Raw genomic sequence first — 25,212 nt, 5'->3', positions numbered from 1 at the left:
ATGTCCCAATGAATCGCAAACCCCCAGCACAGGCCAGGGGTTTGTCAGCAGTCTGAAGTCGGCGCAAGCCGGCTTTTGGTCGATTCATGCCCTCAACAGTGCCAGTACATCCGTGGTCAAAGGAGAGCAGATACCGATGATCAGGCAGCCTGCAGGTTGCAGGCCGACATCTTGCCCGACTTGTTGTCGCGCTCCATCTCGTAGCTGAGCTTCTGGCCTTCGACGATGTCGCGCATGCCTGCACGCTCGACGGCCGAGATATGAACGAACGCATCAGCGCCGCCATTGTCGGGCTGGATGAAGCCGAAGCCCTTGGTGGAATTAAACCATTTAACTGTGCCAGTGGTCATGATGAACCCTTTCGTAGCATTAGTGATCAACCACGACGTCGATGACGTAATGGATGGCGATAGCGATATTTTCAAAGAAAGGTTCGTTCAGGGCGCGGTGCCAATCGCGCAATAACCAAAGCTCAGCAACAAAAAGATCGATAAACCAAAAATAGTGGGTTCGGTCGGAAAGTCAACCAGAAGTTCATGAATTAATCCGCTTGTGACCTGAGGAGCTAGCTCAGGGCCAGCGGCCATAGGAAGAAGACCAGGCGGGATAAACCCGTCGATCTTCTTGGCGACCAACTGGGTGATGCTCTTATTTGATTGCGCCTGACCCCTGCCGGGTATACTGTCAGGTCTTCGGTAGCCATTGTACGGGCGCTGCCGCTTCAGGGCCTTATTCCCTGGCCCCAATGAAAGGAGGACGACATGTCTTCCGACCTCCGACTAGATCGAAACCTCGTCAGCGTTAGCGACTTTGGCTATCGCGAGAACATCCTGTCAGCCCTTTCCTCTGAAGTCGCCCCTGCAAAGTTGGCCATGCGGTGCAGGATGATGCGTTTGCAGCCTCAGATGTTGTTTCAGCCCCCACCGTTCTTTGTGGGACTGCGCGACGCGTCCTCTCTGGGTAGCGGTGTAGCGGGAACGACAAATTGCCAAATTTGATCCGACTGTAGACGGCGTGCCTACGGAGGCGAACCGTCGATCTGCAGGCATGGGCTGTGGCTACCCCATAGATACAACAGAAGGAACGACCATGGCAAAGGGCCAACTGAGAAGCAACCGCGAGGTTCGCAAGCCGAAGAAGGAAAAAGGCCCGGCGGCACCATCCCCGACTTTTGGCGGTCAGGTCAAGGGTGCCAGCGGCGCGCTAAGCCTCGGCAAGAAGCAGAAATAACTGCCGCTGATGAATATTGCCGTCCGTCAACCGTCGAGGTCGTCCGGCCTCGATGCCTCCGCCTGGATGAAGACGCTGTCTCGATATCGGCAGCCTCAAGTCCGCCGCAGCACCTTCGAACTCCTAGTCACAGCCCTCCCTTTCGCCATGTTGTGGGGGCTTGCTTACCTCTGCATTACCCACGAGATCTGGATAGGGCTCATTGTGGTGGTTCCGGCCGCAGCAGCCTTCCTGTTGCGGCTGTTCACGATCCAGCACGATTGTGGCCACGGGTCCTTCTTTGGTCGTCGGCGCTTGGACGACTGGACGGGGCGCATTCTCGGCGTCCTCACCCTCACGCCCTACGATTACTGGCGTCGTGCCCACGCCGTCCACCACGCCTCGGCTGGGAACCTGGACGAACGCGGCATCGGCGACATCACCACTCTTACGGTAGCTGAATATCTTGCCCTCTCGCGGGTACGACGGCTACTCTACCGACTTTACCGGCACCCACTGGTGCTGTTCGGGATCGGGCCAATCTGGGTCTTCCTCTTGAAACAACGACTACCATTCGGGATGATGCGGTCTGGCGCACTGCCTTGGGTCTCGACTATGGCGACCAATCTCGCCGTCGCTCTTCTTGTCAGCATATCGGCATGGGTCGTCGGAATCGGGCCGCTCCTGGCAACCCACTTCCCAATCGTGCTGCTGGCAGGGGCGGCAGGCGTCTGGCTGTTTTACGTCCAGCATCAGTTTGAGGAGACGCACTGGGCCAAGGATGACAAATGGCATTTCCCCGGCGCAGCCCTTCACGGCGCTTCCCATTATGATCTGCCGCTGGTCTTGAGATGGCTTACAGGCAACATCGGGATTCACCACGTGCACCACTTATCGAGCCGCATTCCCTTCTACAGGTTGCCCGAAGTCCTACAACAACATCCGGAACTTGCCGCCATTGGGCGCGTGAGCCTTAGGGATAGCATAGGCTGTGTGAGCCTGGTTCTTTGGGACGAGGAACGTGCAAGGCTAGTTCGTTTCCGAGATGTTCACGAACGCCGACCCTGAGAGGCGTCTAGAGCCACGTGATTGCTGCCGTCGATTTATCGAGCCTTCGCCCGTTCCGCCACGAATCTTGCGGTTCCGATACGGCAAGCATCCAGTCCGCATAACCGGGTCCATCGTCGACACCAGTTGGTGGTGTAAGGCACCTATGACGACCTTGGTTCCAGCACTCAAATGCGCGTCGGGGTTCGTCGTTTTGACAATGCAAGCGTCTGCCGTGCTGTGTCCTTAGGGCCGGCTGTTCTCGACACGATCGCGCCACAGCGGACATTGGATGAATGGAAGTTACCTCCTTAGCTGAAGGAACGGCAGCTTACCCTCCACTGGCTCTATCCGCCCCAGCCTCAGTGCCTACAGTAATCTTCCGCAGCTTCGACGGCTTTGTCGGGCAAAGGCCCCGGTAATTTCGTTGTGTGCCGGAATGAGACCAGGAGGCTCTTGGTGAGAACGTCATAGATGATGCGCATGTGGCGCTCGTAAGGGATGCTGCTTGTCAGTACCGGAGCGATACTCCCCATTAGCGGAAAATTTCACGCGGCATTGACACTGCTGGCCACGATGCTCCCTAAGGCGTAAGGGACGAGCCTTTGACCGTCTTCACAGAGGCTGCAGCAGTGACGAATATCACAGTCTTCCCATCGATATCGGTCACATTGATCGACTTCGAAGAAGCGTCCCCACCCTTCGACAGCTTGCCACCAAAGAGTTCTTCCATCGTCTCGACGGCTTGGGCCGAACCGCAGCGGCATCGATGCAATCCGATCCCACCCCGTCGCGGGATTGCGTGCCATTACATATGTTGAAGAAGTACCGAGCCATGCTCATGCCCCATCTCGGGCAAGAGCTGCTTAACTCTGTCGCCAGCGCCAGACCAGAGGACGACGTAGGACACAGCTAATAATCAATCCGGCCTTTGTCATGTCACATGGTCGTCATGTACGCTTGCGTATAGGGGCACCTTCCGGTCCCCTCCACGCGGTGTCGAAGACACCACGGGGTTTAGAAAAGCTAAGGGATCAGGATACGATATAAGATGGCTGCCGTATCGGTCGAAGCCTGTCTTCCTATTGCGTCGGGAAGAGGAGCGCGTATTCTGCCTCGGGCCTGCCGTAGGAATCTTGGGCGAACTCTTCGAGAGCCTTCCGATTCCTGATGGTGACGCGGCCCCGCTCGGAGCGGATGAACTGGTTGCCCTCCAGCACGTGCAATGAGGTGGTGACGCTCGGGCGACGGACGGCAAGCATCAGCGCCATGTACTCGTGCGTGATCAGGAATTGGTCCTGCCGCAACCGGTCGTGGCACATCAGCAGCCAACGTCCGAGACGTTCGTCGATCTGGTGAATCGCATTGGTCAGTGCGGTGTACGACACCTGTGTCGCCAAGTTGTGAGCATACCGGTGCAGGAGGTCCCAGAACGCCTGGCAGTTCGGCATCAGAGCCAAGAATTCCTCGAGCCTAATCCGGTAGCCATTGCCTGCTGCCTGCATCATTACTTCATGGAAGCTCACCGATGAACCAATCGCTGGCGGCGTAGGAGAGAACCCCTCGTAGCCGAACATTCCCGCTTCGGCTTTCTGTCCTTCCGGCGAGACTGACACGATAGAGCCCAGACCCTGCTCCAGAAAGTAAATGTGCTCGATTGCGGCTTTAGGCAGAGCAATAGTGAAGCCCTTGGGCAGGTCGACAGCTTCGAGGAGCGGCTCGACGGCAGCGAGTTCAGCGACGGGAATGCGAGCCAGCAATTTGTTCTTATATGAGGAGAGCTGCATCATAGCCCCTCTTGTCTTGGGGCAAGAGTTGCTATCTCTCAGCCGTTCGCGCCCTAATCGTCTGCGAACGATGTCGCCACCGTAGCAGTAGAATTACATGCATGCGCCTAAGTTGTGTTTCGGCGTGCACAATATTGACCCTCATTTTGACGATCAGCGCCTGGATCGCCCGGCGCTGGCCGTTGCAGAGGGGGAACCAGGTGCGGGTGATGGGTCAAGGGAGACTAGCGCTACTTTGGCACTTTAGGTTTGACTGCTTCTGCGAGAAGCATTTCGCAGTGCGGGCATCGCAGGGTCGGTCGTGTAGACGTTTTGGCGGCGCGACAGCCCCACCGCCCACTTGAGGCCACGCTCGCTCAAAGCCTGACGGAACGGCCCGCTTGATCCATATCCTCAATCGGCAAGCAAGCAGCCGAAGCGCGTGCCAGAGGCGATAACCCGATCGATCTCCTCGAGGGCGATCTCCGGCTTTGTCAAAGCGACCTGTCGATCCTTCGGCACGCGCCCGCACCATGCGTTCGGGATCGTCCGTCCAGGTCTCTGGCAGAAACAACCGCAGACCCACCATCACCGGCACCTCGCGCGATGCCAGCGACACCGAGATCAGAGACTGGCAGTCGGCAGTCTTCCCGAGCGCGGAAGCGTATTGTGGCGCAACACCAACCGAGTGACGCCCCTTCTTCGGCAATGCGGTATCATCGATGATCAACCAGGCACTTTGGTCGCCGACCAGTTTGTCCGCTTCGACGAGAAGCGCTGCTTCCAGCGGGGCCACATCCCAAACGCCGCTGCCTATGACGTAGCTCACGTCGCCGTCACGCGCCGCCATCGGCTGGATGCTGTTGCGATCGGCCGGTCCGATCAGCCCCGCGATGTAGGCTGGGCACATCCGTGCTCGCGTCTTGTGCTGCAGCGCCGTGGAAAACGGCGTGAGCCAGCGCTCCAAGTCAGCATGCCAGTTCCTGTCCATGGCCGGCCCTCCAAAAGCCGACCTCCTATGAATCATCGAAAACCCGTCTTGGGAATCGAAAACCATCGCAAGTCAAAAATATGCCAAAGTAGTGCTAGGCGAGGCTTACTTTAGGACTGCCCACCAATGATTCGAAAAATGACACGGAAAACTGTTCCGGTTGCCATTTCATTAGACCCAGTAAGCCACTGAAAATAAATGAAGATAAAGGGGTGGCTGGGGAGCCTGGATTCTAACATGATTTCAAAGGGTTAGAAATTTCCTTTGTATTCCCTATATTTCCCGCCGCGAGCGACCGTGGATGGCATCTTTGTGCCCTGGCTCTGCGCATCAGTCAACAGGGTGGCAGAGCGGCAATTATTTCCGCTTTCGACCTCAAGTTTGCATAGGTCGGCCGTAAAGCGAGCACTCGTCTCCCAAGTGTAGTGCTCTGCAGTCTCTCTGCTCACAATCATGCTTCCCTCGGATCCGCGTTCTTGAGCGCTACCAAGGCTGCGCCTCCCCATCAGATCACGACGATGTGTCGATGATCTGCATGCCGGCTTCGCGAAGAGGGCTCAGCAGATCCTCTGGGCACTTCCTGCTCACGACAAGCCCATTGACGTCATCGAGCCGACAACGCTGTATGTGAACACGGCACCGAGCTTTTCCCTAGAGCCAACCACGACAGTCTCCACAGCCTGCCGGCATCGCCCGCTTCACCGCCGCCTCCTCGCGGTCTCCAGTCGTCAGACCGTGCTCTGCATGCATACCGGTCACGTCCATGAAGTACAGATCCGTGCGGGTTCGAAGATTGCTTCGATGGCGACTGTGCCGACAGAGACGTTCGAGTGTTTGTAAATGCGACCGCCGATTAGCTCCACATCCACTCCCGAATGATCAAGAAGCGCGGTTGCGACATCGGGACTATGGGTCACGACTGTCGTTCTCAGGTCTTGGGTCGCTCTCGGACGTGAAGTAGACACAATACCGTGTTACTCATACCAAGCCTTGCCGTTCACCGGCGCTGCTGGAACGCTGAAAGCAGCACTCAGGTTCACCGGATCAGCAAGTGATCAGGCGCAGAGAACCACTTCCAGCATTCCGAACATCTTCTCCAAGTGCTGCTAAACAGAAAGACACTGATCAGCTATGACTGCAATTAATTCGGCTGCCTCTCCTGGCGGTTTCTCGGAAAAGGCATGGCTCAAGATCCTATCGGGATATCGTCAGCCCACCCTAAGCCGAAGCTTCTACGAGCTCGCGATAACGCTCGTTCCGTTCGTGCTCCTTTGGGTAGCAGCGTGGCTGGCCATCCATCTCGGATATTGGATCGGGGTGATCCTCGTTATTCCCGCGGCCGGGTTCCTGTTGCGCCTTTTCATGTTGCAGCATGATTGTGGGCATGGCTCATTCTTTGGGAGACGTCGCTGGGACGACTGGACGGGACGTGCGATCGGCGTCTTGACGCTTACTCCATACGACTATTGGCGCCGGGCACATGCTGAGCACCACGCCTCTGCTGGAAATCTCGACGAACGAGGCGTTGGCGACATCACGACACTGACTGTGGAGGAATATCATGCCCTCACTCCCCGAGGGAAACTAGGCTATCGTCTATACCGGCATCCCATGGTTATGTTCGGCATCGGTCCTGCTTTCCTTTTCTTGTTCAAGCAACGCCTCCCCTTTGGGATGATGCGATCGGGCGTCCTGCCCTGGCTCTCGACAATGGCGACAAACATCGCTGTAGCTGTACTGGCCGCCCTGTTGATTTGGGCAATTGGCTTGGTGCCCTTTCTTCTTGTTCACTTGCCGATTGTCCTGCTCGCGGGATCGGCTGGTGTGTGGTTGTTCTATGTCCAGCACCAGTTTGAAGACACCCATTGGTCGAAGCCGCCAGAGTGGTCGTTCCCGCATGCTGCCATGCATGGCGCATCACACTATGATCTACCAAGGCCGCTAAGATGGATCACTGGCAATATTGGGATGCATCATGTGCACCACCTTTCGAGCAAGGTGCCGTTTTACCGACTGCCGGAAGTTCTAAGGGACCATCCCGAGCTAGCGGAACTTGGCCGCATCAGCCTGCGTGAGAGCTTTGCCTGCGTCAAACTCATCCTTTGGGACGAGGCCTCGCAGCGGCTGATTTCCCTCCAGGAGGCAAAGACGCTTCCGTCATCCAATCCTTAACCCTTTGCGAGATCAGCCTCGCTCGTCGAGGATGGTTTGCTTAATGACAAATGAACGTCTTCAACTGACGCCCCTGGCTGGAGGTGAATATATGAACGAGTTTCAAGAAGGAATGGAGAGCACGCCCGCGCGCACTGCCTCCGAACAAAAGCTTGAAAGCGTGAGAGGGCAGGGCGGGGTGTTCGTTGAGGCGGTTCGCGTGACGCGGATGCCGATGATCGTCACTGACGCCACGCTCCCGGGCAACCCGATCACCTTCGTGAACCCGGCATTCGTACATCTTTCAGGGTACAGCCCCGACGAACTGCTCGGTCAGCACCCTCACTTCATGAATGGACCACAGACCGATCCCGGAGCGATCGCCGAGTATGAGGCAGCCATGAAGGAGGGGCGTGACGTGACGCTGGAAATCCTGCAGTACCGCAAGGATGGCTCGACCTTCCAGAGCATGCTGTTTGCAACACCGTTGGACGACGGCCAGGGGCGTGTCACCAATCACTTCATGTCCTATCTCGACATAAGCCGCCGTTATGAAGCCGAGGAGGCACTGCGCGCGCTCAATGCAGAACTAGAACAACGAGTGGAGGAGCGCACCCGTACCCTGGAGGCAGCGAACGCTTCACTTAAGAGGGCAGACGCGGAACGCGAAATGCTTCTTGTTGAGGTTAACCACCGGGCCAAGAACAGCTTGTCGGTTGGAGCATCACTGCTGCAACTGCAGGGGCGACGTCAGGCGGACCCGCAGATGAGGGCTCTCTTTGTCGAGTCTGCTGACCGGCTAAGCGCGATGGCACGAGTTCACGACATGCTAAGCCGTTCGGAACAGGGGCAGCGCGTCGATGTAGCGACTTATGTTTCGGAGCTTTGCGAGGCGCTCAAATCCCTCACAGCCGGGGACGAGCGGATCTCACTGAGAGCGCGTACGGAGGAAGATGTTCTAATAGATGCCGACGTAGCCTTCCCGCTCGGCATCGTGCTGGCCGAGCTCATCACCAATGCTGTTAAGTACGCCTTCCCCGGTGATCGTTCCGGAACGATCGTGGTCCAGGCAAAGCGAAGCGGGCCGGGACGGGTCGAGATCGTCGTCCGTGACAACGGAATCGGGATGACGAATTTCCGAGAAGGATCGCTGGGGTACGGGCTCATTCGTTCCTTGGTGAAACAGATTGGCGGTGAGCTGGAAATACAAGGCGACGCTGGTGTGACTGTGACGATCGCCTTTTCTGACGCTTCACGATTCCCGCCTCCTGGCGGCCGGGAGCCAGAAGCTGGGTAGGCTGCTGCGACTTCCTAATCAATTCGCCCTGCAACCAAAAAGCCGCCACGGAACTGATGCTCAAGCTCGCCGCAGAAATGAACGAGATTTATCACTGATCTGCCGGCCTTGAGCGTAAGCGACAAGCCGAGGCCGTTCAGGCTGCGTAGTTCCACGGCATGAGTGCGTCGATTTCGCTGCTGGGCCAGCCGTTGGCTATGCGCTCGAGAGTCTGGATGAGCCAGGCCTGGGGATCAACGCTGTTCATCTTCGCTGTTTGAAGGAGCGTGGCGATTGTCGCCCAGGTCCTGCCACCGCCGTCACTGCCAGCAGAGAGTGAGTTCTTTCGCGTGATTGCCTGTGGCCGGATGGCGCGCTCGACGATATTGGAATCGAGCTCGATGCGGCCGTCGGTCAGGAAGCGTTCGAAGATAGAGCGACGTGAGGTGGCATAGCGGATCGCCTCTGCGAGCTTCGATTTGCCAGAGATCCTCGGCAAGCTCCTCCGCCAAAGGGCGAAGAGCTCAGTGACAACAGCGTTAGATGTCTCCTGGCGCGCCGCGACACGAGCGTCAGGGCTTTGCCCACGCACCGTCTCTTCGACCTGCCAGAGCTTTGCCATCAGCTCCACCGTCTCGGTGGCGACCTTGAGCTTTCGGAGGCGTGGAGCTCGTAGAACTTGCGCCTGCTGTGGGACCAGCAGCCGGCTAGTATCACACCGTCATTGCCGCCGTCAGATCGTGCAAGCTTGTTGTAGGCACCATACCCGTCAACTTGGAGAATACCGCGATAGCCACTCAGGTGCCGGGCGACACGATCGCCAGCGCGGCTATCTTCGAAGCGATAGGCGACCATCGGCGGACCACTGCCGCCAAAGGGTCTATCATCTCTGGCATAGGCCCATAGCCAGGCTGTCTTTGCTGATCCGGATCCCGGTGCGAGCGTTGGCAACGTCGTCTCGTCAGCGAAGATCCGCTCAGCCTTCTTGATCTCGGCAAGGATGTAGTCGGCCAGGATATCGAGTTCGAAGCCGAGCTTGCCCATCCATTGGGCCATCAACTTGCGATCGAGCTCGACCTTGTCTCGAGCATAGATCGCCTCCTGCCTATAGAGCGGCAGACCGTCGGCATACTTCGAGACCGCGATCTGAGCCAGAAGTGCTTCCGTCGGAATGCCGCCCTCGATGATGTGCGCGGGCGCGAGAGCCTGAATGACACCGTCTTCGTTTTTGAAGGCATACTTCGGCCGGCGGGTGACGATGACGCGGAACTTCGCCGGCACGACGTCCAGTCGCTCCGAGACGTCTTCTCCGATCAGCACCTTCTGCTTGCCGACGTGTTCGGGCAGTTCATCTGGCTCGATCACTACTTCGACCCGTTCCAGATGAGGTGCAAAGCCCTTGCGCGGCCGAGGCGGACGTTTGCCATCGGGATGGGCGGCACCCTTGTTCACCTGGGCTCGGATCGCAGCGATGCCGGTCTCGATCTCTTCGAAGACAAAGGCCTGCTGCTCATCGTCAATCGTTGGAGATGCGCGCTTTTCCGATCGCCGGCCAAAGCGGGCGCGATCGAAGGCTTTCAGGATCTGGGTCAGTCGTTCGATGCGTTCATCAGCATCGGCGTTTCTCGCCTTGAGATCGGCAACCTCGCTCTCCAGAGCATCAGCCCGCACCGCCTTGTCGGCCATGGCAAGGACCATGGCTTTCAGGGTCTCTACATCATCCGGGAGCTGCAAATCGGGCGGCGTCATGAGGCCTACCAGAGCATATTTTGCTTCGGTTTTCCTGCCCTTTCAGCTGGTTGATTCACTTCGCCGCAGGCCTTTACCCAACAATCTCCGGCGGCTTCACCGCCACAGAGCGGACCCGTTTCCAATCCATGCCGTCGACGAGCGCCATGAGCTGGGCATGATTGAGCTGCACCCGGTTGTAGCCGATCCGCGGCCAGCAGAACTGCGCCTTCTCCAGTCGCTTGGAGTAGAGGCAGACCCCTGAACCATCCCACCAGACGATCTTGACCCTATCTGCCCGTTTCGCCCGGAAGACATAAAGCGAGCCGTTGAACGGGTCACTGCCGGCGTCCCGCACCAGCGACAGCAAGCCGTCCGGCCCTTTGCGGAAGTCGACGGGATGGCTGGCGAGGAATATCTTTACACCTGCGGGGATCATACCGAACGCACCGCCCGGATCACGCGCTGCAGATGCGCTTCGTCGACATGCCGTCCCGCCCGCACGACGATATTGCCAATCATAATCTCAACGATGGGGTCGCGGTCGGATACAACGCTCTGCGGATCCACTGTCGCTGCTGCTTGCCCAGGCTCATTACTTCCCAGGAGTTCTCTGCGCCAGCGATAGAGCTGAGACGGAAGGATCCCAATCTCACGCGCCACTGCTGAGACGTTCACGCCGGGCTGACAGGCTTGCTCGACCGCTGTCGCCTTGAACTCGTCAGACCAGAAACGCCGCAACTGTCGCGGCGAGCCGTCAAGACGATCGGGCACCGCCTCGATCATCCGCATCAATCCAAGGCTAGCCGCAGGTCTAGACATAGATCCTCACCTTCAGAGAAGTCGTATGTCCGAAATACCCTGCCCAGCAGCAGCAGCGCCAGATGGGGTCTCCTTGCCGCTTACCCTTGAGCTGGAGGCTGGTCCCGATGAGGAAGAACCGCAGCGAATCCGAGTAATACTCCTGCGAGCTTGATGGCCTTGTTCTACAGACGGCTCTCGGGCAAGCGCGCCAAGAAGTCGGCCCTCGATGAGCTAGCCTTTGGGTTCCAGGACAAGCTTAGCGAAGCCGCTGTCAATCAAATAGCCTCAGCTTAGCTGCAGCAGCGTTGGCCTCATCCATTGCAGCGTCCAGCGTCGCCTTTAGAATTCTGAGCTCGGCAAGTAGGCGGGGGCTTAGATCTTGGCTTTGCCAGTCGTGCAGTCTCTGCTGCCATTCGGCTACTTCAACAATAAGCTTACGCGAACGATCCGCTGTTTCAGGATTGACATCCCTTGCGGCCCGTTCGGCATTCTCAGCCAGTTCAACAAGTTCAACAGTGCTTATGACCCAGGTTGGCAGGGCAAGGCGCACTGTCTCTATTTCGGATACGATGGCGCCGTCGGCATGATGATTGGTCATTTTGGTGCTCCTCAAAAGCGCGCATGGCTTCAGCTCTTTGATAGGCGCGGGTCGCGCAGGCGGACTTTTCGCCGCCGCGAAAGCCTTCACAACTTCGCCGTTTGGCCTGGAACTCTCCAAGGTCGCCTCGGCGTCTTCGATGAGCTTCTTTCGGTTCTTATGCGCATCCTTGCCGCTACGTGTTACTTCTTCTGCTGTTATGGGTATCGCTAATTAGGAACCGAGTAGTCGTCCGTTTTCCTGCGAAGTTCTTCTCTGTATTGCCCAATCGCCTGACGGACGCCGTCTTCCGGATGGCCGGTGATAACGGCTAGCTCTAAGACAGCGGCGTCAGTGCCGAGGACGTCGAAAGCAACAAAGGCTTCAACTTCATCTGCGTGGTAGGAGCTTTGAGGGGGTGTGCTGTAGGCTCCAAGAAGCGTCGCTTCTGGCAGCCCTTCAAAGAAGACGCCGACGTGGCCGATGCCGTCATAGAGTATGGTTTTGGTTATGCGCATGTTGTCCTCCAGCGACGCCATGGCATTGGCCAAGGCAGCCTATTTGAAAGGTTATAGGGACGACGAGGTGTAACTATCCTGCGCGGCGTCTGCGGTGTCGTCACCCACACCGAGGATGTTGATGAGAGCCTCTCTTTCCGGGCCGAACGGTTTCTGGTTGAGAAAGTCGGCAACGGGCATTTGTGTCTGGTGGCCACCCGAAGGCTCGTTTGCTTTATGAAGAACGAAAGCTTGTTGAGTAACCTCCTCGGTGAGCAGGAACCACCGATCCCCATTCGAGCTGGAAGAAAACTGTTGTAGGTTGTTCATGTGGTTTGTTCCCATTGGTTGTGGAAGCTGGCCAGATCGAGTGCTACCGTCATGTTGAGGAGGCAGGGCGCTGGGCAGGTTGGCTATCGTTAGCCAAAGCCTCATCGAGGGCGGCTTCGGTAACCGCAATGGCTTCCGTGAGGTCACCATGAGCGTTGATTTTCGGTGGTAGCCTTCCCACATCACATTGAGCGGCTCCTCGACGACATGAACATCGAATTCGCCAGGGGCATGTGCCTTATCCATTCCTGGCAACATGAAGGCGTTCTGGAAGGCGACCCGCCTGGCGCTTGTCTTTAAGTTCATGATTAGCTCCTCGAACAGTGCCACTCAGGCTAGCGTAAATCGGCAGTTCTAAGGGTGTAGGCCATGCCGTGTTTCGGATTGTAGAGCTTCAGTGCAATCTACTGTATTTTGGACCGAGCATCATCAAAGGCACGCAGATAATCTTGTTCTGACAGTCTGGTGGCTGAAAGAGCGGCAGCGTCCACGAAAAACTTGACTTCGAACATGCCGTCATAGCCGGTGAAGCGGATCAAGTCCCTGGCGTCATCGAAGCTTCTGCTCGGGTTTGGAAATGCTAGTGACATTGGATGTTCCAGTTCTGAGTCTGACGGCAATCCAGAATGATCCCGTGTGCGAGGCTGCCATCCTCGTGGACGACTCAGGTGCGCCGCGTCAGTGGGTAGGCATCACCGTCATAGAGTGCCTGCATCTGAGCGCCGTCGAACTGCGCTTCATCTACTTCCAACACTCAACCGCGTAGCAAGGAGCTCGGGAATTCCTCGATGGCAAAACGCAGAGCTTCGGCAGCGATCTCAAAGCGCCGGTAACGGTGGCCGCTTGCTCGTTGCCTGCTCCGGCACGGATAGAAGCCCGCCCCCTCGTTGTAATTGAACCGGGACTTGCTGCTGAACGGGACGGGCACTGGTTTGGCCGACGATACCAACTGGGAGGGGCCGGTCATTGCGTAAAGACGGCGAGAGAAAGGTTCTTTTGGCGTTTCCTTAGCCGAGCTTGCCGCTCATCTAAGTGTGCCTCTCGATCGCGGAGAGCAAGCCTTCCTCTTATGTCTTGAAGCTTGGCCGCATCAGAACCCTCTTCAGCAATGGGTCGGTTGAACAGGTGCTCGATGGAGTGATAGTTACTTCTGATCATTTTTGACATCCTCAGATTGCGGCAAGACCATGTGCCTTGCCGCACTCCAGCCGACGGCGGGATTCCTAACGTTCACAAAGATCGAGGTTAGCCAAGCAACCGGCTGTGCCGGGAGGATCAGGTAGCCAGAGAGGCTGCAACGTCTCCTAGATATGGCCACGAATGTACGAGTTACAAGGCGGCGTGTCAGGCTCATTGCCTTTGCCCCATTGAGCGCATCCTCATACTAAGGAATGTACACCGATACGGCTTGCTCGCGGGTCGTGAACCGCACTGGCGTCTGGATCTTGAGTTCACCGTCCAGGTTCACCGCTTTTGATTTTTGCATTCTAATCGTTAGATCTTTTGTCGAAAACGAGCACACGTCATTCCAGCCGCCTTGGGTCCCTCTCTTGAGGCTTGGAAGCAGGGCGAGCAACTTCCACCAATGGTCCACCTCCAGGCTGTAAAAGTCGAGCAAGCCATCTATCGCTGTCGCGTCGGCGTGCACCGTCATACCACCTCAATAGAAACGTCCGTTACCAACTGCAATTTGAAAGGTGCGGAACCTCTCGATGCGACCGTCATGTTCGAGTGTGGCGGTGAACAGGCGGGAGTCTGCGAGCAGTCTTGCGGCGGCAATCGCATAGCCAAGTTTCCCCCAACGCTTTCTGGCTTTTTCCGTAAGCGAGGCGGCAAGGTCAGCGCTGAACCCCATGCTCGCCACGTTGAAGAACGGATGGTCATTGGCCATACCGAGGTCCACTGGCGACGTCTTACCCGATGCGATGACGTTGATTGCCTCTGCCAAATCTAGCGGCAAGCCGACGGTACGGGCGAAATCGTCGCCGGTGCCAAGCGGCAGCACCCCAAGAGGCAGATTTGTTGCCAGTAAACCAGATGCTGCAGCGTTCAAGCTACCGTCGCCTCCGCCGACAATCACACGCCCGATGTCTGCTGCACGCCTGAGAATGGCATCTCTTGGCTTCTCATTGCTGTTTGGCGGCAGCTCCAGGTAGCTGATGTTGGCTTCATTGAGGAGGCGCCGCACCTGTGGAAGCGCAGTCCTTCCACTTCTGGAGTTCGGGTTGACGAGCAACAACGCTGGCTTGTTGATCATTCGCATGCTCTCCCCTGAATGCCGCTCTTCGAATGTGGCAGGTTCGAAATGTGCGCGGGACGAGTTGCTTTCGGCAGCAACCGTTGCTGGGCGGATATCGGCCACTGAGGCGGGCTGGAAGCGGTCCGGCGGTCATGACCGTGAAGTCGAAGTTGGATCTTCTGTTGGAGCCGAGCACATACTGCCGATGAACTCTGAGAAAGTCTCGCTTGATCCGGCGATAACGCTCGACCGAGACAAGCCTCTTGACGCGAATGAATTCGATAGAGGCTTGTTTGGCATCGGGATGCCCAGCGAGACTGACGACCCGGCTCTTGTAGAAATGATGCTGTCCGTCAAACACTGGATCTCCAGCCAGAACACATCCTCGGCACGGGCGATCCGCCCGACGCAGGTTCTCAGCGTAGTTGCGGATTTCATAAGTGAGCATTGAAGGATCGCGCCTCCGAGTGTGACAAAGACAACGCGCTTTCCTCTGAACAGGTCTGGATCCTCGTAAAGCAGTGTTCCTATCACGTAAGCGGCTATGGCCGATCCCATGCTATGCGAGCTTATCACGTATTCGTCGGCGGCTTCCTTCAACGCTTCGCGTGCGTTCGCTCGGCAGGTCACCATCCAGGAATTCACCTCCCGATTGCCGAGGCGAGCGATGGCGATCGCCAACGTCCAGTCGGCGAACAAGTGCAGCGTGTGAAACTTCTCTAGTAGAGGAGGAAGGACGAACTTCAGCAGAGCCAGCGCACACGGGAGGCTCCAGAGGTAGTTCAGAGGCTCCGAATACAGCAAGGCAGGCAACAATGCTGTAAGAGCACACACGGCCACGACGCTCGTCATGAGCAGAAAAGGGAAGAGAAAGAACAGGCCGAACCGCCAAGCATGGCGGAGATAGCTTACCATCCCCCCTTCCCAGACAACACGTGCCGCACTGATGTATCCGGAAAGGGTCTGTTTCCAGATGGACTTTTCGGTAGGGGCTGCCACCAACGAGAAGTGGTCGAGGATATAGATGCGGCTTTTGGTTACATGCAGTCCGTCCTGGCAGGAGACATCGAAACAGGCGGAGGGGCGATCTTGAACAAACTCTCCTACAGCCACGTCAAGCCCCCAGGTCCGGCCACTCTGCGCGGCGGATCGCTTGTACCTTGCGTGGTGATCACGGGAATCCAGCGGCTCAAAACCTGGAAAATGCAGAACAACTCGTGTCTTCAGGGGGGTTGAAGAGTCGGCGCAACGCGCGTCGCGCGCCTGCTTGAGCCGCATTGAAAGTCCCCATTTAAAAACGGCGAGGAATCCATGATCCTGCTCATGCACCCGTCCGCGGCCGGTTGCTGACCAAACCTATGATCAGGTCGTGCCGGTCGTAGCTGCGCAATGTGGCGACAATGAACTATGCAGCTCTGGCCACAGCTCCGATATCAACCCATTTGCCCACTACGCTGCTTGTGCAGCAGCTTGATCCGCACTCCGGTGGCAAAGTGAGGCCCCGTTCTCCAACCATCGCCTTTATCTACTGCGTCCACTACTTCTGGTGAACGTCTGTGTAAGATATGCGCGCTGCACTTGTAACGGAGAGTGCGCAGCACGATGTGACACGCTGCGCCTAGCAAGTGGAGGCACCGGAGCGGATAATCCAGGCTGTCCAACTCGTGCCGGTCCAGATTGAATCGGTCTCAAACAGGAGAGCAACATGGGTTGGAAGACGCCGAAGATTGAATATGTGAACGGATACAAGATCATTGAGGTAGAGGGTCCCGCATTTGAGGTGTACGACGGCGCCCGTCAGATTGCCGACTTCTCCTATCCTAGCGAAGCGGCCTCTCATGCCAGGTCTCTCCCAACGCGGGATCCTTCCCCACGCTGAACAGCAGAGGCGCGATGGCGCGGCTGGCGGCGCTCTGCCACTTTGTCCTTGCCGACATGGATATAGCAACCAGATCCCTTAGTTATTGCACGCGACGCCCGAAGTCAGCAGCGCCATGATGCCAACTTTTCGAACTGCGTTTGTGCAGTGCAGCATTCATCCCCATCTATTGCATTCAGGCACAAAATGCGAAGGGAATGAATGTGAAACCGGACACCACTTCCAGGCGACTGATCGAGCTGAAGAACTTTGGCATGAACCCCGGCGCTTTGAGATGCTGGCTCTACCTGCCAGATTTTCTGGCTCCCAAGACGCCCCTGGTTGTTGCGATGCATGGATGCACCCAGGACGCGGGGAGCTACGATCAGGGCTCGGGTTGGTCCGAGCTTGCTGAGCGGAACGGCTTTGCGGTCTTGTTCCCGGAGCAACAGCGAGCCAACAATAGCAATCTTTGCTTCAATTGGTTCGAGCCGGCAGATATCGAACGCGATGCTGGTGAGGCTCTTTCAGTGTGCGAGATGGTCGCTCACGTGGTCGAGGCAAACGGGATCAACTCTGAGCGGGTGTTCATCACCGGGCTTTCAGCCGGAGGCGCAATGGCAAACGTCATGCTGGCTGCCTATCCCGACCTGTTTGCCGGTGGCGCCATCATCGGCGGGTTGCCTTACGGTGTGACTTCGAACGTAACTCAAGCTTTCGAGCGTATGCGAGGGCAAAGTCCTCCGAATGAAGCTCAACTGCGTTCAGCCCTCTTGTCCGGATCATCCCACAGGGGGGCCTGGCCGAGGATCTCCATCTGGCACGGGACGCATGATCAAACGGTCAGGGTAGTCAATGCTGATCAGATCGCAAAGCAATGGGGTACCGTGCACGAAACGTCGGACGCTCCGGACCTCATTGAAGCCATCAACGGCCATCGGCGTCAGACGTGGCTCGATGGAAGCGGCAAAGAGGCGATTGATCTATACACCATCCAGAGTATGGGGCATGGGATCCCCTTGTCCTTTGGAGCCAGAGTGCCGGTCGGGAAACCCGGATCCTTCATGCTGGAGGCTGGCATTTCTTCAACTGCGCGCATAGCGTTGACGTGGGGGCTCGCCGATGAGAGGGACGTGGCGGAAGCTGAGGCAGAATGTGTCCCAGGTTTCGAACCTGAAGCCAGATTGCCAGGCATAGAAGGTATTGTCGCCAAGGCGATGGCACATGCGAAGCCGGGCTCGGTCAAAAGTGCCGCTGGACTATCTGAGCAAGGTGTCAGCAAGGTCATCAACGAAGCACTGCGAGCGGCGGGGCTATTGCGGTAGTCGCCGACCGATCCCGACGCTGGAACTGGCCCGCTAATCCCACACTCGGGCTGCAGCCATTTCAAAAGGACAGCTCGGCGCTTGATCTGAGCACGAGCATCTAACTTGAGAACTGTGCTCGGATCTAATCACCTAATGTGAGAATCAGACGACTATGGCAATTGACGGTTTCTTGCTGTGAGTGACGTCATTCCCTGACGAAGCGATTTGGGATGAAGCGTGCCGACGCGCAGACGCCATTCGGGAGTTTCGGAAACACCGCACAGGCAAGCCAACGGTGGCGGATGTGGCACTGCTTGCGACAGAGCTGACGTCAAAGATAAAGTTCCTTTCCTCGCCGATTTGTGGGCAACAACGGTGCGTCTGGGGTCGATTCAGGTCGACTTAGACTGTACGGCGGTGGTGCTTGTCTTGTTTAGGGGGCGCCTGACGCGAATCTTGCGCGGCGGGGCAACCAGCGGCGGCTGGCTCCCGGAGAGCGCTTCGCGAGCGGCCGAGGTCAGATTGGAGGCTACGAAGTCAGCCTCTTTGAGATCAAGCGATAGCTTTTCGTCCTCGCCGTCCGTCCATAGCACCGCGCCCACCCGCGTCGCCGGGTACAGACGCTTGAGCCGGCGAACAACTGTGCGGGCCTGCCTGCCCGAGTCATCATTCAGGAAGCAGACAACAATGGCGCTTGTTCGTTCTGGAACTAGGTTGGTGCCACGACGATTGGCGACATCAGAGTGCCTCGCTACCCCCACCTCGGCTCCTTGGACCTGAAGGACTTGGGCCAACATGGCTGCCGACGCGTCATCGAGCGGGCCCCTGCCGCCGATGCAGAAGACTGTTTTGCCACTCCCGTCCGGTAGTTCTTCTGCATCATCGCTCACCTTGATCGGCGTGACAGGGCGTTGATCTACCTTGGCTTCATCCTTCTGGCCTTGTTCCTCCTGTTCTTCTTCCTGCGCGATCTCCGCAAGGTTCAAGACCAGAGCGGAGGCAGTTTCATAGACCTGATCCATTTGCTCCGCAGTCAACACACCACGACGCCGGTCCTTCTCAGCAAGCAAAAGGGCCGGGATAGCAACTTGGGCGTAGTAGTCCTCGAGATAGTCCTCCTCAAGGAGCTCCTCTGCGTAGTCAGTCGCCTCATCGGGGTCTCCTGCCAGCAGTCTTTGATAGAGGCGCTCCTTAGGATCAAGCACTGGCTCGCTTCCAAATATAACCTCCAAGAACTCGAACTGCGGGACGTATCGGCCCAGGACTACAAGACAGACGGTCAGTGGTGTCGACAGGACCAGGCCGACTGGTCCCCAAAGCCACGCCCAAAAAATCGCAGCGACGACGATCGCCAAGGGGGACAGCCCGGTGCGAGATCCATAAAGCCAGGGTTCCACGATATTGTTGCTGGTCAATTCCAAAATGAGAAATATGGCCGCAACCCACAGAACGAGGCTCCAGCCTGGGTCGACCGCGAACGCCAAGAACAGCGGCAGAACCATCGCTATGACGGGTCCAATGTAGGGGACAAAACGGAGGACGATCGCGAGCATTCCCCAGAGCGCTGCGTTCGGAACCCCCACCGCCCAAAGACCCAGCGCCAATGGTACGCCGTAAGTGCAATTGACCACCAATTGCATGAGCAGATACCGGGCAACCCGGCTGCCGGCCTCCTGGATGGCCTCTGTTGTTCGATGCAGATCTCCGTAGCCGACAAGGCGGATAAAGCGGTCACGAAGCGCTTCTCGCTCCAAGAGCATGAAAATGACCACGACTATGACCAAGCCTAATGAGGCTATGGGGCCGAGCAAGGGCCCTATCAGGCTCGTAAGTGTTTGGATTGGACGACTAGGCGCAAATATCTCAACGAGAAGGGGTTCTCGTGGTGTCGGGCCAACGCCTGGGGAAGCATGCGGCTGTCCTTCGTTGTTGAGTTCGCTGCCAACGCTCTCGATGGTGGACGTCAGGCGTCGAATGAAACCGTTGTCCGTTCCGCTATCTTGAAGTGCCCGGATCTTTGCTATGATGTTGCCCTGATATGCCGGGAGGTTTTGAGCCACCTCGGCGACATGTCCAGCCACGACAAGCCCAAAAATGACGAGAAAAAGGAAAGCGAGCAGGACGGTGATTATGACCGCGAGACTGCGCGGGAGACCCCACTTGCGCAGACGTGAAGAAATCGGAGCCAATGCGAACGTCAGCAGTACAGCGATTGCCAGAGGAAGAAGCACTTCCTTGGCGAAATAGAGAATAGCGATCACTGCAAGCACGCTTACAAAGGCAGGCAGGCTTGATGACGGAGAAGATGTCGAGATCGAATAAACGCGGCGGGGGCCGCCGAGGTCATTTAGCACTTCCGCCTCCGCGCTTTCGGCGTAGCTCGAACAGGTCAATGGCTGGCCGTCTCTATTTTGGGATATGGGGCGCTCATCCACCTCGGCAATGATACTGGACTTCAGCAGCGGCTGGGTGTTGGTGCGCGACCGCATGGGGAGCTCATCCGCCGATCTGCGAGGCAGATGATCACAAAGCACAGACCTCAGCCGCATTCCAAGGCGTCCAATTGCCAAGAGAATCAAGGACGCGGACGCGACCGTCCATATGTCGGCCAAGAGGTGGAACTCCCTAATTGAGCTTACGGTATATTCAGGGTCAGTTCGCAACCCACCTGAACTCAACGTGAAGAACACGGAGTGGATGGAGCTTCGGGCCGGGGCATCCACGACGCCTCGGATCCCTGCTTCCCGCATCGATAGTCTTCACGCACGGACGATCCGCTAAAGGCCCCGTTGCGGTCATTGCCCGCGGGTCCCCATCCAATTTTCCTAGCGCCTTCGAACACGACGGATGGCCCAAGGAACTGCGGGCAAGATCGCCCAACTTATTGAGAAGACGCCACTTTTCCCTGCGGGGGATAGTCGTCAATTTGGATCGATGTTGACGGATGCCGAACATGCGAGCAGCTTGTAAGCCCACGCATTCTCCAGGTCGAGTTCCAGCTCCTCGATGTCGGCGGGTCGTCCATATCGTCTGGCAGCGATCGCGGCGTCCTCGAGATGCAGAAGCATGACGTCGCGCTCGTGTTCGCACAGTTTCTGGAGCTGCTGCTTGGACATTGGTTCCTTCGATCTCATCTTCAGTTCGGCCATCAGCATGTTGAGCTTGCGGCCGATCACCTGCGCTTTCTTATGGTCGGAACAGTGAAGGCTGAGCGAGAGCCGGCTGCCTGGTCGGCACCGCGCAAACGAGATGGGCACGCGTGCCCGCCAGTAGAAGATGTTGCCGCGGCGAATAAGATTCTCGACGTCGTGGCGCACTGCCATGGGTGTCTTGCCCTTGCCTGCCACCGGAGAGGCCGCCGCGCAGACTTCGCGTGGGCATCACCTGTGGACTACAGTTCTGGGATCACCTCGGCAATGACCCCAAAACGGGATCCGGCACGACTGGAAAATCAAGGAAACAAAGGCTTTTTGGGAGAATTGGCTGGGGAACCTGGATTCGAACCAGGACTAACGGAGTCAGAGTCCGTGGGTCTACCGTTAACCTATTCCCCAAAAGTGACGCGGTGCGTCGCTCGGTGGGCGGCTTATAACCAATGCGTCCGATTATGCAAATACCCTTCGGCAAAAAAAGTTCCGCTCCCGAGCACGTCCCAAGGGTGCACGAATAGCGGACGAAAAACCCGTTGGCGATTTTGCCTGCCGCTGTTATCTTGCCGCCAACGAAACGATAAACGCCAGCTGCATGCCGAACAGGCCTTGCGCGGCGAGATGGACATGAACTGATGGACCCCGACAGCGGCGGTAAGCCGCCCGAAGGCGGGGCGTCGACCGCAGGGCGCGGCGAAGGGAGATCGTCCCGTCGCCGCAAGGCGAAGCGTCGGGGCAAGAACCTCAACGCGGCGCCATCCGCACATGGTGGATCGGCACAGGATGCCGCTCCGGTCGAACGGCCCGAGACGAATGAACCCGCAAACCCGGCGCGAAAGCGCAAGCGCCGCCGTGCCCGCTCTGCATCGAACGGTCGAGCGGAAGGTGGCAATGCGCTGAACGGACGTGATGCCGTCGTTGCGCTTGTGGCCGAGCGACCTGAAACGGGCAAGCGTAAGCGGCGCAAGAAGAACCGCGGCGGGCGCGGGTTGCAGGGGCGTCCGCTCGTGCAGGCGCGTAATGAGCCGGCATTCGATCCGACTCTTGCCATCCGTCTGCCCAATGGCCAGACGGCGAAGCTGGCCCAAGGCGAAAACACCGCGCCGCCGCAGATCTACCGCGACGACTTCTATGCGGCCCTTGATCTTGGAACCAACAACTGCCGCCTGCTGATTGCGCAGCCGACGCGCCCCGGCCAGTTCCGGGTCGTGGATGCCTTCTCGCGCATCGTGCGGCTGGGGGAGGGACTTGCAGCTAACCGGCGCCTGTCCGACGAGGCGATGGATCGCGCCGTCGAGGCGTTGAAGGTTTGCGCCTCCAAGCTTGCCGGCCGGCCGATCCGCAAGATGCGGCTGATCGCTACTGAGGCCTGCCGCTCTGCCGACAATGGTGCGCTGTTTCTGGAACGGGTCACGCGCGAAACCGGACTGACGCTGGAGATCATTGATCGGGAAACGGAAGCGCGGCTTGCTGTTTCCGGCTGTTCGTCGCTTGTCGGCCGGGAAGCGCGCTCGGTCGTGCTCTTCGACATCGGTGGCGGTTCCTCCGAGATCGCCGTGATCCGCATCGGCAACAACCGGTCCAGCCGGCTTGCCAACCATATCACCCACTGGACCTCGCTTCCCGTCGGCGTTGTGACGCTCTCCGAACGCCACGGCGGACGTGATGTGACGCCCAATGTCTTCGAGGCGATGGTGACGGAAGTGGAAGGCATGCTGGCACGGTTCGATTGCCCGCCGCTCGGCGAACCGCATGCGCGGCTGGAGGATTTCCACCTGATCGGGACATCAGGAACGGTAACGACGCTTGCCGGTGTCCACCTCGATCTGCCGCGCTATGACCGCCGCAAGGTCGACGGCCTGTGGCTGTCTGATGCCGAGGTGACGGCGATGCAGGCGAAGCTCCTATCCTGGGGCTTTGCCGATCGCGCCGCCAATCCCTGCATCGGACCGGACCGGGCCGATCTGGTGCTTGCCGGCTGCGCCATTCTGGAAGCAATCCGCAGGCGCTGGCCAAGCGCGCGCATGCGTGTGGCAGACCGCGGCCTACGCGAAGGCATCCTGACCGACATGATGGCCGATGACGGTGCTTGGCGCCGCGGCCGACCCCGGCGCATGGCTGCCGAACGGCACGATGAAGGAGCACGCCGATGACTAAACCGCCGGTCGGCAGCAACCGCACGGGCCGCAAACTCGGCCAGAAGGTGAAGAAGGGCAAGCTGAAGGCGTCCTCCCGCCGCTGGATCGAGCGTCACATCAATGATCCTTATGTCCAGCGGGCGAAACTGGAAGGTTACCGCGCGCGCGCCGCCTTCAAGCTTCTGGAGATCGACGAAAAGCACCAGATCCTGAAGGGTGCGCGTCGCATCATCGATCTTGGGGCAGCTCCCGGCAGCTGGTCGCAGATTGCCGCCAAGGTCACCGGCTCGACGGACGACGATATCCGCGTTGCGGCGATCGACTTTCTGGAGATGGCGCCGCTTCCCGGGGTGAGGATCCTGCAGCTCGACTTCCTCGATCCGGAAGCGCCGCGCCTGCTGGTGGAGGCAATCGGCGGCGCACCTGATCTCGTCGTCTCCGACATGGCGGCACCGACGACCGGTCATCAGAAGACCGACCACCTGCGCACGATGCATCTGTGCGAGGTCGCCGCCTATTTTGCCGTCGAGGTGCTGCGGGAGGGCGGCCATTTCCTGGCCAAGACCTTCCAGGGCGGCACGGAACGAGACCTCCTCAACATGCTGAAGCAATATTTCCGGCAGGTCATCCACATCAAGCCGGGGGCATCGCGCTCGGAATCGGTCGAGATGTTTCTGCTCGCCAAAGGTTTTAAGGGCCGTACTACCGTAGCGGATGCCGAAGAGGAAGGCTGACTATTCGGCCGCTTCCGCTTCGACGGTTTTAGGCGGGTGGCCGGAAGCGGCTGCGCCGGCGTCCCGACTGAGGCCTAGCAGCGGCACGACGGCAAGCAGCGATACGCCTGCGACGATGAAGAAGGCGAGGTGGAAGTCTGCAAGCTGCAGATGTGTGCCGTGTAGGACCGAAGAGGCTTCGAGAATGAAGGCGGCAAAGGCAACGCCGAGCGCCAGGCTCACCTGCTGCAGCACGGAGGCGATCGAGGTGGCGTGGCTTGCCTGCGCATCATCAATCTCCGAGTAGCTCAGCGCATTGCTGCCGGTGAAGAAGAACGATCGGCAAAGGCCGGACATCACCAGAAAGGCGATGATCAGGGCGTGTGAGGTGTCAGGCGTAAAGAAGCCGTTCGCGGCCGTGGTGCAGGCAGCGAGAATGCTCGCGGTGATCAGCGTAGCCTTGAAGCCGGTGGCGGCGAAAACGCGCCGCGCAATGAACTTGACCGTCAACGCCCCGAGCGCACCCGCAAAGGTGATCATGCCCGACCGAAATGGGTTGAGGCCGAAAGCAAGCTGCAGCATCAGTGGCATGAGGAAGGGAATGGCGCCGGTCGCGATGCGGAAGATCGTCCCGCTCGAGGTGGCGGCGCGGAAGGCTTCGTTCTCGAAGACGGAGAAGCTCAGAATCGGCGAGGGGTGGCGTCGGGCGTGACGGAAATACAGCGCGCCGCAGAGGATCCCGACGGCGGTAGTCGCGATCCCGACGAAAGGCGGCAGTGCTGGCAGGCTGACCACGGAAAGGCCGAACACGGTGCCGGCTGCGGCCACGGCAACGAGAAAAAAGCCGGTCCAGTCGATCGGCGGCGGCCGCAGGTGGTCGAGGTTCGGCAGATAGATCCCGGACAGCACAATGCCAAGGAGGCCGATCGGCACGTTGATGATGAATATCCAGTGCCAGGAGAAATAGGTCGTGATGAAGCCGCCGACCGGTGGGCCAGTCAGCGGACCCGCAAGCGCGGGTATGGTGAGCAGAGCCATCGCCGAAACAAGTTCGCTTCGCTTCGTCGTGCGCAGCAGAACGAGTCGCCCGACTGGGGTCATCATCGCGCCGCCCATGCCCTGGAGAAAGCGCGATAGGACGAACTGCAGAAGCGAGCCGGATACGGCGCAGAAGATCGAACCGATGATGAAGACCAAGATTGCTATCCGAAAGATCTTCTTGGCGCCGAACCGGTCAGCCATCCAGCCGCTGATCGGAATGAACACGGCGAGTGCAACCATGTAGGAGGTTAGCGCGAGCTTCAGCGTGATGGGGCCGACGCCGAGATCTGCGGCGATCGCCGGCAGTGCCGTCGAGATGACAGTGGAATCCATCTGCTCCATGAAAAGGGCAACAGCAAGGATCAGCGGGACGATTCGGTTCATGAGGCGC

General features: G+C 58.3%; 24 protein-coding genes, 1 tRNA gene and 3 pseudogenes. 8 read left to right on the top strand and 20 right to left on the bottom strand.

Features of this window, described 5'->3' with window-relative positions; translation table 11 throughout:
- Positions 1 to 140 precede the first annotated feature (140 nt).
- Positions 141 to 350 (bottom strand): cold-shock protein, encoded by a 210-nt coding sequence (locus MUU54_RS02215; RefSeq protein ID WP_247242374.1) that lies wholly within the window; start codon positions 348 to 350, stop codon positions 141 to 143.
- A gap of 87 nt (positions 351 to 437) precedes the next feature.
- Complete coding sequence (locus MUU54_RS02210; RefSeq protein ID WP_247242373.1) at positions 438 to 635, bottom strand: hypothetical protein; 198 nt, start codon at positions 633 to 635, stop codon at positions 438 to 440.
- A 454-nt stretch (positions 636 to 1,089) separates the two neighbouring features.
- Between MUU54_RS02210 and MUU54_RS02205 the strand changes: the two genes are divergently transcribed.
- Both MUU54_RS02205 and MUU54_RS02200 read left to right on the top strand, forming a co-directional pair.
- Entirely contained in the window at positions 1,090 to 1,230 is a 141-nt protein-coding gene (locus MUU54_RS02205; protein WP_247242372.1) for a hypothetical protein, read from the top strand.
- Between the two features lie 9 nt (positions 1,231 to 1,239).
- Positions 1,240 to 2,277, top strand: coding sequence for a fatty acid desaturase (locus MUU54_RS02200; protein ID WP_247242371.1), 1,038 nt, complete (start codon positions 1,240 to 1,242; stop codon positions 2,275 to 2,277).
- 562 nt (positions 2,278 to 2,839) lie between these two features.
- Here the strand turns inward: MUU54_RS02200 and MUU54_RS02195 are convergent.
- The 4 genes and pseudogenes from MUU54_RS02195 to MUU54_RS24915 all read right to left on the bottom strand — a co-directional run bounded on the left by MUU54_RS02195 (position 2,840) and on the right by MUU54_RS24915 (position 5,882).
- Positions 2,840 to 2,989, bottom strand: coding sequence for a hypothetical protein (locus MUU54_RS02195; protein ID WP_247242370.1), 150 nt, complete (start codon positions 2,987 to 2,989; stop codon positions 2,840 to 2,842).
- 349 nt (positions 2,990 to 3,338) lie between these two features.
- Positions 3,339 to 4,046, bottom strand: a complete 708-nt coding sequence (locus MUU54_RS02190) for a Crp/Fnr family transcriptional regulator (RefSeq protein ID WP_247242369.1) — start codon at positions 4,044 to 4,046, stop codon at positions 3,339 to 3,341.
- 300 nt (positions 4,047 to 4,346) lie between these two features.
- Positions 4,347 to 5,049 (bottom strand): annotated as a pseudogene (locus MUU54_RS02185) (IS701 family transposase); the annotation flags it as partial.
- Between the two features lie 719 nt (positions 5,050 to 5,768).
- Positions 5,769 to 5,882: a hypothetical protein gene (locus MUU54_RS24915; protein WP_354532013.1), complete on the bottom strand. Its 114-nt coding sequence runs from the start codon at positions 5,880 to 5,882 to the stop codon at positions 5,769 to 5,771.
- 262 nt (positions 5,883 to 6,144) lie between these two features.
- Between MUU54_RS24915 and MUU54_RS02180 the strand changes: the two genes are divergently transcribed.
- Both MUU54_RS02180 and MUU54_RS02175 read left to right on the top strand, forming a co-directional pair.
- A complete protein-coding gene (locus tag MUU54_RS02180) occupies positions 6,145 to 7,185 on the top strand; it encodes a fatty acid desaturase (protein WP_247242368.1) in 1,041 nt (346 codons plus the stop codon).
- 91 nt (positions 7,186 to 7,276) lie between these two features.
- A complete protein-coding gene (locus tag MUU54_RS02175) occupies positions 7,277 to 8,461 on the top strand; it encodes a histidine kinase dimerization/phosphoacceptor domain -containing protein (protein ID WP_247242367.1) in 1,185 nt (394 codons plus the stop codon).
- A gap of 136 nt (positions 8,462 to 8,597) precedes the next feature.
- On the opposite strand, the pseudogene tnpC reads toward MUU54_RS02175, so the two are convergent.
- From tnpC to MUU54_RS02140, 7 genes and pseudogenes are all read right to left on the bottom strand, one after another.
- Positions 8,598 to 10,189 (bottom strand): annotated as a pseudogene (gene tnpC, locus MUU54_RS02170) (IS66 family transposase).
- A gap of 73 nt (positions 10,190 to 10,262) precedes the next feature.
- The gene (gene tnpB / locus MUU54_RS02165; protein ID WP_247242366.1) at positions 10,263 to 10,607 is read right to left on the bottom strand and encodes an IS66 family insertion sequence element accessory protein TnpB; all 345 of its coding nucleotides are present in this window, start codon (positions 10,605 to 10,607) and stop codon (positions 10,263 to 10,265) included.
- The gene (locus tag MUU54_RS24485) at positions 10,604 to 10,954 is read right to left on the bottom strand and encodes a transposase (protein WP_281433169.1); all 351 of its coding nucleotides are present in this window, start codon (positions 10,952 to 10,954) and stop codon (positions 10,604 to 10,606) included. The genes tnpB and MUU54_RS24485 overlap by 4 nt, the downstream gene beginning before the upstream one ends.
- A gap of 289 nt (positions 10,955 to 11,243) precedes the next feature.
- The gene (locus MUU54_RS02155; protein ID WP_247242365.1) at positions 11,244 to 11,570 is read right to left on the bottom strand and encodes a hypothetical protein; all 327 of its coding nucleotides are present in this window, start codon (positions 11,568 to 11,570) and stop codon (positions 11,244 to 11,246) included.
- 209 nt (positions 11,571 to 11,779) lie between these two features.
- Entirely contained in the window at positions 11,780 to 12,067 is a 288-nt protein-coding gene (locus MUU54_RS02150) for a hypothetical protein (RefSeq protein WP_247242364.1), read from the bottom strand.
- A 51-nt stretch (positions 12,068 to 12,118) separates the two neighbouring features.
- On the bottom strand, positions 12,119 to 12,682 hold the full coding sequence (locus MUU54_RS02145) for a hypothetical protein (RefSeq protein WP_247242363.1): 564 nt from the start codon (positions 12,680 to 12,682) through the stop codon (positions 12,119 to 12,121).
- Positions 12,683 to 12,711: 29 nt separating this feature from the next.
- A pseudogene (locus MUU54_RS02140) lies at positions 12,712 to 12,966 on the bottom strand (DUF1488 family protein).
- Here MUU54_RS02140 and MUU54_RS02135 point away from each other — a divergent pair.
- A complete protein-coding gene (locus MUU54_RS02135) occupies positions 12,960 to 13,142 on the top strand; it encodes a hypothetical protein (protein ID WP_247242362.1) in 183 nt (60 codons plus the stop codon). The pseudogene MUU54_RS02140 and the gene MUU54_RS02135 overlap by 7 nt on opposite strands.
- A gap of 618 nt (positions 13,143 to 13,760) precedes the next feature.
- Here the strand turns inward: MUU54_RS02135 and MUU54_RS24755 are convergent.
- From MUU54_RS24755 to MUU54_RS02125, 3 genes are all read right to left on the bottom strand, one after another.
- Positions 13,761 to 14,030: a hypothetical protein gene (locus MUU54_RS24755; RefSeq protein ID WP_312038793.1), complete on the bottom strand. Its 270-nt coding sequence runs from the start codon at positions 14,028 to 14,030 to the stop codon at positions 13,761 to 13,763.
- Positions 14,031 to 14,036: 6 nt separating this feature from the next.
- Complete coding sequence (locus MUU54_RS02130) at positions 14,037 to 14,633, bottom strand: diacylglycerol kinase family protein (RefSeq protein ID WP_312038792.1); 597 nt, start codon at positions 14,631 to 14,633, stop codon at positions 14,037 to 14,039.
- A gap of 132 nt (positions 14,634 to 14,765) precedes the next feature.
- Positions 14,766 to 15,893, bottom strand: coding sequence for a hypothetical protein (locus tag MUU54_RS02125; protein WP_312038791.1), 1,128 nt, complete (start codon positions 15,891 to 15,893; stop codon positions 14,766 to 14,768).
- Positions 15,894 to 16,634: 741 nt separating this feature from the next.
- On the opposite strand from MUU54_RS02125, the gene MUU54_RS02120 reads away from it, so the two are divergent.
- Entirely contained in the window at positions 16,635 to 17,798 is a 1,164-nt protein-coding gene (locus MUU54_RS02120) for an extracellular catalytic domain type 1 short-chain-length polyhydroxyalkanoate depolymerase (RefSeq protein WP_247242361.1), read from the top strand.
- Positions 17,799 to 18,172: 374 nt separating this feature from the next.
- Here the strand turns inward: MUU54_RS02120 and MUU54_RS02115 are convergent, their stop codons facing one another.
- The 3 genes from MUU54_RS02115 to MUU54_RS02105 form a co-directional block, all read right to left on the bottom strand.
- The gene (locus MUU54_RS02115) at positions 18,173 to 20,269 is read right to left on the bottom strand and encodes an AI-2E family transporter (protein ID WP_247242360.1); all 2,097 of its coding nucleotides are present in this window, start codon (positions 20,267 to 20,269) and stop codon (positions 18,173 to 18,175) included.
- A gap of 432 nt (positions 20,270 to 20,701) precedes the next feature.
- Positions 20,702 to 21,127, bottom strand: coding sequence for a DUF6538 domain-containing protein (locus MUU54_RS02110; protein ID WP_247242359.1), 426 nt, complete (start codon positions 21,125 to 21,127; stop codon positions 20,702 to 20,704).
- Positions 21,128 to 21,260: 133 nt separating this feature from the next.
- Positions 21,261 to 21,334 (bottom strand) — tRNA-Gln (locus MUU54_RS02105).
- Between the two features lie 230 nt (positions 21,335 to 21,564).
- On the opposite strand from MUU54_RS02105, the gene MUU54_RS02100 reads away from it, so the two are divergent.
- Together MUU54_RS02100 and MUU54_RS02095 are read left to right on the top strand one after the other, a co-directional pair.
- Positions 21,565 to 23,082 (top strand): Ppx/GppA phosphatase family protein, encoded by a 1,518-nt coding sequence (locus MUU54_RS02100; RefSeq protein WP_376742035.1) that lies wholly within the window; start codon positions 21,565 to 21,567, stop codon positions 23,080 to 23,082.
- Positions 23,079 to 23,801 carry an RlmE family RNA methyltransferase gene (locus tag MUU54_RS02095; protein WP_247242358.1) on the top strand — a complete coding sequence of 241 codons (723 nt, stop codon included), beginning with the start codon at positions 23,079 to 23,081 and terminating at the stop codon, positions 23,799 to 23,801. Before MUU54_RS02100 ends, MUU54_RS02095 begins: the two co-directional genes overlap by 4 nt.
- Here the strand turns inward: MUU54_RS02095 and MUU54_RS02090 are convergent, their stop codons facing one another.
- Positions 23,802 to 25,205: an MFS transporter gene (locus MUU54_RS02090; RefSeq protein ID WP_247242357.1), complete on the bottom strand. Its 1,404-nt coding sequence runs from the start codon at positions 25,203 to 25,205 to the stop codon at positions 23,802 to 23,804.
- Positions 25,206 to 25,212 lie beyond the last annotated feature (7 nt).

Source organism: Pseudorhizobium tarimense (assembly GCF_022968135.1).
Taxonomy (GTDB): Bacteria; Pseudomonadota; Alphaproteobacteria; order Rhizobiales; family Rhizobiaceae; genus Neorhizobium; species Neorhizobium tarimense.
Note: the sequence above shows the minus strand (reverse complement) of the source record. Positions and strands in the feature narration are given on the sequence as shown.